The organism is Malikia spinosa, assembly GCF_002980625.1.
Lineage (GTDB): Bacteria > Pseudomonadota > Gammaproteobacteria > Burkholderiales > Burkholderiaceae_C > Malikia > Malikia spinosa.
Genome location: NZ_PVLR01000090.1, coordinates 1 through 6,208 on the forward strand (window position 1 = coordinate 1; position 6,208 = coordinate 6,208).

Annotated in this window: 7 protein-coding genes; 6 read left to right on the forward strand and 1 reads right to left on the reverse strand. The window is 63.1% G+C overall.

Annotation, left to right across the window (positions count from 1 at the left end; translation table 11 throughout):
• Positions 1-770, forward strand: a 770-nt coding sequence (locus C6P61_RS17425) for a coiled-coil domain-containing protein (RefSeq protein ID WP_211297005.1), incomplete at its 5' end; no start/stop codon positions are given.
• Between the two features lie 52 nt (positions 771-822).
• Here C6P61_RS17425 and C6P61_RS17430 read toward each other — a convergent pair.
• Positions 823-1,131, reverse strand: a complete 309-nt coding sequence (locus tag C6P61_RS17430; protein ID WP_105731157.1) for a mobilization protein — start codon at positions 1,129-1,131, stop codon at positions 823-825.
• 178 nt (positions 1,132-1,309) lie between these two features.
• Between C6P61_RS17430 and mobQ the strand changes: the two genes are divergently transcribed.
• The 5 genes from mobQ to C6P61_RS18300 all read left to right on the forward strand — a co-directional run.
• Positions 1,310-2,638, forward strand: coding sequence for a MobQ family relaxase (gene mobQ / locus C6P61_RS18095; RefSeq protein WP_211297006.1), 1,329 nt, complete (start codon positions 1,310-1,312; stop codon positions 2,636-2,638).
• Positions 2,639-2,809: 171 nt separating this feature from the next.
• A complete protein-coding gene (locus tag C6P61_RS17850) occupies positions 2,810-3,133 on the forward strand; it encodes a helix-turn-helix domain-containing protein (RefSeq protein WP_170067413.1) in 324 nt (107 codons plus the stop codon).
• 326 nt (positions 3,134-3,459) lie between these two features.
• Positions 3,460-4,077, forward strand: coding sequence for a hypothetical protein (locus C6P61_RS17440; protein ID WP_211297007.1), 618 nt, complete (start codon positions 3,460-3,462; stop codon positions 4,075-4,077).
• 335 nt (positions 4,078-4,412) lie between these two features.
• Positions 4,413-5,699 carry a replication protein gene (locus C6P61_RS17450; RefSeq protein WP_105731158.1) on the forward strand — a complete coding sequence of 429 codons (1,287 nt, stop codon included), beginning with the start codon at positions 4,413-4,415 and terminating at the stop codon, positions 5,697-5,699.
• Between the two features lie 364 nt (positions 5,700-6,063).
• On the forward strand, positions 6,064-6,208 hold a 145-nt coding region (locus C6P61_RS18300), incomplete at its 3' end, for a DNA-binding protein (RefSeq protein ID WP_170067414.1).

Consider the following 6,208-nt stretch of genomic DNA (forward strand, 5'->3'; position numbering starts at 1 on the left):
CCTGGCGCGCGGTCCGCCCGGTGGCCGTCGCCGCTGTGCCGGTGCTGCCGCAGGCGTTGACCGCCGCCATCGCTGCCGAGATCGAACGCGCTGCTGCCCAGGCACGCGGCGAGGTCGAGGGTCTGTTGGTCCAGGTGCAGGCCGAGGCGGTTGACCTGGCCGTGTCGGGCGAGGCCACCGAGGCCGAGCGCGACGCCCTGGTCGAGCAGGTGACCGCACTGACCACCGAGCGTGACACCCTGGCGGGACGAGCGGCCCAGCAGGCCGCCGACCTGGCCGAGCAGGTCCGACGCATCGAGCGTGAGCAGCAGGTCGCCGAAGCTGCCCGGGTGGAGCTGGCCACGGCCCGCCTGAAGATCGAGGCCCAGGCCGAGGCGCGCGCCGATCAGGGCGCTGAAATCGAACGCCTGCGCGCCGCGCTGGAGGCCGAGAGCAAGGGCCGCATTGCCGCCGAGCAGCAGGCTGCCGTGCTCGCCGCAAAGCTGGAGGGCGTCATGGCGCAGCTCGCCTACCAGGCACAAGCCCATGCAGAGGGCCGGCAGCTGGCTGCACAGGAGTTCCAGCGTCTCGCCGAACGCCTGACGCAGGTCCACATGGAGCGTGACGAAGCGCGCCAGAGCGCTGCCGAGGCTCGTGAGCAAGCCGCACGTTTGGTGGGGCAACTCGAAGCCACCCCAAAGGTGGACACACCGGAGGCCGCTTCCAGGGCAAGCCGGTCATCCAAGAAGCCTGAAGCAGTCGATCGAAAGTCAACGCCCAGTCTTCTATGAGTCACTGCCAAGCGTTGTGGATGGCTCGCCTAGGCCGGGTCCCGATCGGCGCTCACAGGGGCGATTTCGGGCCTTCCTGGGCCTGATCCGATTCGGTCCTGAGCGGCAATCCGAACAGTGCCCGATCATCGGACCGGGTCAGGGTGGCATCGAGCAGGGCCAGCAGCTTGGCCTCGGGCCATTCGTCGCGCTCGACCTTGGCGAGGATGGCCGCGCCGACCAGGATCTTGCGCCGCGTGTCCTGTGAGCGCTTGAGCTTGGACTCGGCTGCCCGCTTGCGGGCCTCGATCAGTTGCTTCCTGGCCTTCTCCTGCTTGAGCTTGGCCTCCAGGGTTGCAATGCGTTCGTCAATCGTTGCCATGACTGCCCCTCCTGCCAGGTGATGCCCGGCTTGTCCCCGGATTCTGCGGGATGCGCTGGCGTGTGAAAAGGCGTAGAGTGCGCCGGAGCATGGACCCGAAGCGAACAGCAAGGGCGCACTTATGCAAACTTCGTTTGCGTGCGCCCTGCGGGGCTAAAACCAACAGCTAGGAACCCCGATGGCGATCTACCACCTCAGCGTCAAGACGATCAGCCGGTCGACGGGCCGCTCAGCAACCACCGCTGCCGCCTATCGTGCCGGGGTGGAGATCGCCGACGAGCGGACCGGCGAGGTCCACGACTACCGCCGCAAGGGCGGCATCGAATCTGCCGAGCTGGTCTTGCCTGCCGGGGCGCCCGAGTGGGCTGCTGATCGGGCGGCACTCTGGAACGCTGCCGAGCAAGCCGAGAAGCGCAAGAACTCGACGGTGGCGCGCGAGTTCGAGATCGCCCTGCCGGCGGAGCTGTCGCCGGACGAGCGGCAGCGGCTGGCCCTCGACTTCGCCCGCGAGCTGGTGGAGCGCCACAGGTGCGCGGCGGATGTCGCCATCCATGCCCCTGGCAAAGGGGGAGACAACCACAACCACCACGCCCACATCCTGCTGACGACCCGCCGCCTCACCCCTGCAGGGTTCAGCGAGAAAACCCGCGAGCTGGACGACCGCAAGACCAAGGAGATTGACGGCTGGCGAGAGCGGTTCGCCAGCTTGCAGAACGAACGGCTATGCGAGAACGGCCTCGAGGCCCGCGTCGACCACCGCAGCCATGCCGAGCGCGGCATCGAGACTGTGCCGACCCTTCACCTGGGGCCAGGGGCCACCGGCTACGAGCGGCGCACCGGGGAGCTGAGCGAGACCCGGATGCGGCAGGAAGCGAACGCCGACCGGCTGGTCCTGGGCCGCGAGGTGGGCGAGCTGGAGCGGCAGGCCCAGGCGACCGAACGGGCCATCCTCGACCTGTCGGGTGGCCTGGAGGCGGCCCAGCGCGAGCGCGACCGTCAGTCCCAGCCCGAGGCCAAGCAGACCGCCGCCAACCGCTTGGAGGCCTTGCCGATGGCCGACCAGGTCAAGGCCTGGGAGGCCGCTTTGAAAAAGGCTCACGTGGCGCGTGAGCAGCGACTGGCGCGCGTGTCGCAGAAAGCCCATGACCGCTATCAGCGGCGCTACCAGGCCGCCGAGCAGCTGCGCCGTGACCAGCCAGAAGCGCCGAGCGGACTACTGGCGGCCTTCAAGCAGCGGGTCTACCAGGAGGCCACCGCCACCTGGAGGCAGTCGTTCACGCGGGCGGGGATGTTGGAACAGCAGGCGGCCGCCTTGTGTTCTCAGGTTGTCCAGGCCTGGGCGAAGGCCAAGTCATGGGCCTACGACAAGCTGTCGCAGGCGCACCCGGAGCTGGCCAAGCGAGTAAAGGACCACCAGCAGGCCGAGCGGCGCAAGAAGATCGAGCAGCAGCAGCGCGAGCGCGAGGCCAAGCGGGTGCAGCAGAAAGGGCGATACAGGGGGCGTTGACTTCGAGACTGGGCCAGCCCTCTCTTAGACCATCCTTTGTGAGAAGTCAAGCCAGAAGTTTACCCTGTGATCCGAATTTTGAGGCGGCCCCTTCATGGTTGAAAAGTTTGTGCAGGCAAACTTTTTATGGTAAAGTTTGCAAACTATCCAACTTTTAGACCAAATCCCCCCATGGCCCTTCCAAACCGCGAAGATCCCGCTTTTCCAGACGCCCTGAAAGCCGCCCGAGAAGCGCGAAACCTCAGCTATTCCGACCTTGCAAGGGCCATCGGGATCAGTACTGTGATGCCCAGCCGGTATGAAAACCCTAAACACAGCCTGTTCGGTGTTCCTTCAAAGGATACATGGAGAAAGTTGAACGAGTTCTTGACAAGTCCAACCAGTATCCAGAAATCCGCTGATGGGAAGGCCTCGCCGCTCAGCGCGTATTCCGTGGATGAGTTGATCGCTGAAATCAAGCGCCGAGGAGCGACCTCTGTTCAGATCTGCTTCTGAACGCCTCGATCTTGTGTTGAACTAGGTTGGCTTGGCCTATATAAGGCGCGAGCTGATCGTTAAGTGCACCCGAGCCGGACTGGAAGTAGTCCACCAGCTTGGCCACAAAGGGGGACGCAATCCGGCCCCTAGTGTCGCCTGCAGGGTGTCTCGGACATCCTGATGCTGGCGTACAGGCAAAAGAAAAGGCCCGCTTACGCGGGCCTTTTCAACTCATTTGACCAATGGGGAGACTTTCGTCCCAGTCCCAAAAGGCTCATACCTTAATTATAAACAAAACTCTTACGCTATACGGTTGTATGACACCTAATCTCCATGCCATCCTCATGGCTCTCTCTCTACCCCGCCTCTCTACTTACCTTGACGCTCAGGATATCCGTCCTCCCTCACTGACTCAGGCCCTTGAGCTGTACCTTTGGAACTCGCAGGTCAGTGCGGCGCTGATGACTCCCATCTCTCTCTGTGAAGTGGTCATTCGGAACGCTGTGGACGATGCGCTAAGGGCACTGCATGGACCCTCATGGCCCTGGGAGGTCGGTTTCTATCTGAGCCTGCCTCCGAAAGGGCGCGACACCCTCGAGAAAGCTAGGAAAGGACAGCTGACGACCGGCAAAGTCATCGCAGAGCTGAGCTTTGGGTTCTGGGAAAACATGTTCGTTAGAGCGTTTGACGATGCGTTGTGGAACCCCTACCTCTCAACCGTCTTGCCTCATCTCCCGCCTAGTATGACTGTGCAGCAAGCCCGTGGTCACCTGCGCCAGGAGCTCGACAAACTCCGGAGATTACGCAACCGCATTGCTCATCACGAGCCCTTGCTAACGCTCGACGTCGAGCAAGTTATCAAGGACATCGAAGCGTTGATTAGCTATCGCTGCACCGACACCGCAGCATGGATGTTGCAGACCAACAACCTCGCAGAACTTGTTATGTCCAGGCCGCGCTGACCACGGCGAATAACCAGCCGTTTCATGGCTAGCATTCTGGCGCTGCAGTACTCCCAGGATCAGCCTGCGCTTGCCGTCCGGGTCGAAAGTCCGCTTGCCCGCAGCTCCCACCTTGGTGACCTGCAGCGTGAGAAAGCTCAAACGTCAGGGCGTAGTTGTTCGTGCGCTTACGTCGTGTCTATACTGAGCGACAACGAAAAAAGCCCGCTAGGCGGCGGGCTTCAGTCGGAAAAACAGGCTTAGGCGAGCCGGTTTTTCTGGTGTCTATCAACCTACATCAACTAGGTGACGACGTATGAAAAGTATAGCAAGCGCCAGTGCCGGAAAGCAGACACATGGCCTTACCCCTACGTAAAACCGGGCCGATCGAGACCCCGCTCGAACATTTCGAGCTGCTGCACACACCCGACCAGTACGGTACAGCCATACTTTGGGAGCGACACGGGCTCGGCAAGCGCTGGCACAAGCTCGCGCCCGATGATCCCTATATCCCCGCGCTGCTGCGCGCCCAGATCGGCACGCGGGATGGCTTCATCACGGTCAACGAGTTCAGGTACTGGCGCCAAGTCGATAACCTGAAGTCGTTGCGCGCGCTTTACGTCGATATAGACCGCTTCCTGACCCTAGAGGACATCGCCGATGCGCTGCACGATGCCAAGCTGCCGTGGCCCTCGCTGATTGTCTGGTCGGGGCGTGGCGTACATCTGTATTGGCTTCATGCGCCGATGCCTGCCCAGGTGCTGCCGGTCTGGCAGCGCTGCCAGGACGTGATCATCAAGGCACTGCTGTTCGCCGGCGCTGACCCCGCCGCGAAGGACTGCGCCCGCTTGCTGCGCCTGTCCGGCACGATCAACGCCAAGAACGGCGCCGTCGTCCAGGGCCACATCTACGACCCCGAACCCTGGAACTGGCACTCACTCTGCGACGAGATCCTCGGCCCCCGCGTCGAGCCCAAGGCCGCCAAGGTGCTGGACCTGGCCACGGCCCGGGCCGATCGGGGCCAGCGTCTGCGCACCGGCTCGATCTACGACTGGTGGCACCTGGTCTATCGTGACCTGCTGGTCATCGCCGAGCAGCACTGGTTCGGCGGCATCCCCGAAGGCCACCGCGACCAGTTCCTGTTCCTGTCGAGCGTGGCGCTGTCGTGGTTCGCGCACCCGAGCACGCTCGAAGTCGAGTTGACGCGCCGCGCCCGCACCTGGACCCCCGGGCTCAACGCCGCCGAGGTCCGCGCCGCCATCCAGCCCTCGATCAAGCGCGCCCAGAAGGCGGCGGCGGGCGAAACGGTGCTGTGGGCCGGCCAGCAGCGCGACCCGCGCTACTGGTATAAGCGCGAGACGCTGCACGGGCTCATGGCACCGCTGATTGGTGCCGAACTGGCACCGACCCTGCGGGCCATTGTGTCGGATGAGATCCGCGAGCAGCACAAGCGCGAGACGGACGCCAAGCGCGACCGCGTGAACGAGGGCCGATACACCCTTAAGCGTGATGAATACGAGGGCAACGCCGAGCAGAAGCGCGCTACCGCTCGCCTACTACGGGCACAGGGAAAGACCTGGGCTGAGGTCGCCCAGGCCGTCGGCTACAAGGATGCGAACAGCGCCCGAGTGGCTTGCCGATGACCGTAAAAGTGCGCCCGCCTTATATAGCCCCGAAGGGTGGCGCGTAGCTGCTTGTCTGAGCCCTGCCCCGAAGGGCACGCCGATCTAGAACTGGACTGCCTCAGTGTCATGGTGTCTTTCTTGGGGTGTTTGACTGCTGGGGCCTGCGTGGTTTTGCATGAGAGGTTTTTTCAAACGGTATTCCTCTTCCACTCACCCGGGGTGGAAGGCGAAGCCTGGAACCTCGGAACAGGGCTCCAGCAGGAAGCCGTCCGGCAGCGCGTTTCGCTTCCTTGGTCCTGTGAGCCATTTCATTTCCGAAGCGTTTTGTATTTCGTATCTGTATTTCGTATGATATGCATATCAATACGAATAGGTGGTACATATGGCACGCGCAGGCATCCAGTTCGAGCAGGTCGCAGCAGTCGCCGACACCCTGATGGGCGAGGGCCAGCTCCCCACCATTCGCGCCGTGCGCGAGCGGCTGGGTGATACCGGCAGCCCGAACACCATCCACAAGCATCTGACGA

What these genes read in the sequence shown, in the direction of transcription:
- C6P61_RS17430 (WP_105731157.1), bottom strand. Translation starts at nt 1,131, where the DNA reads ATGGCAACGATTGACGAACGCATTGCAACCCTGGAGGCCAAGCTCAAG.
- mobQ (WP_211297006.1), top strand. Translation starts at nt 1,310, where the DNA reads ATGGCGATCTACCACCTCAGCGTCAAGACGATCAGCCGGTCGACGGGC.
- C6P61_RS17850 (WP_170067413.1), top strand. Translation starts at nt 2,810, where the DNA reads ATGGCCCTTCCAAACCGCGAAGATCCCGCTTTTCCAGACGCCCTGAAA.
- C6P61_RS17440 (WP_211297007.1), top strand. Translation starts at nt 3,460, where the DNA reads ATGGCTCTCTCTCTACCCCGCCTCTCTACTTACCTTGACGCTCAGGAT.
- C6P61_RS17450 (WP_105731158.1), top strand. Translation starts at nt 4,413, where the DNA reads ATGGCCTTACCCCTACGTAAAACCGGGCCGATCGAGACCCCGCTCGAA.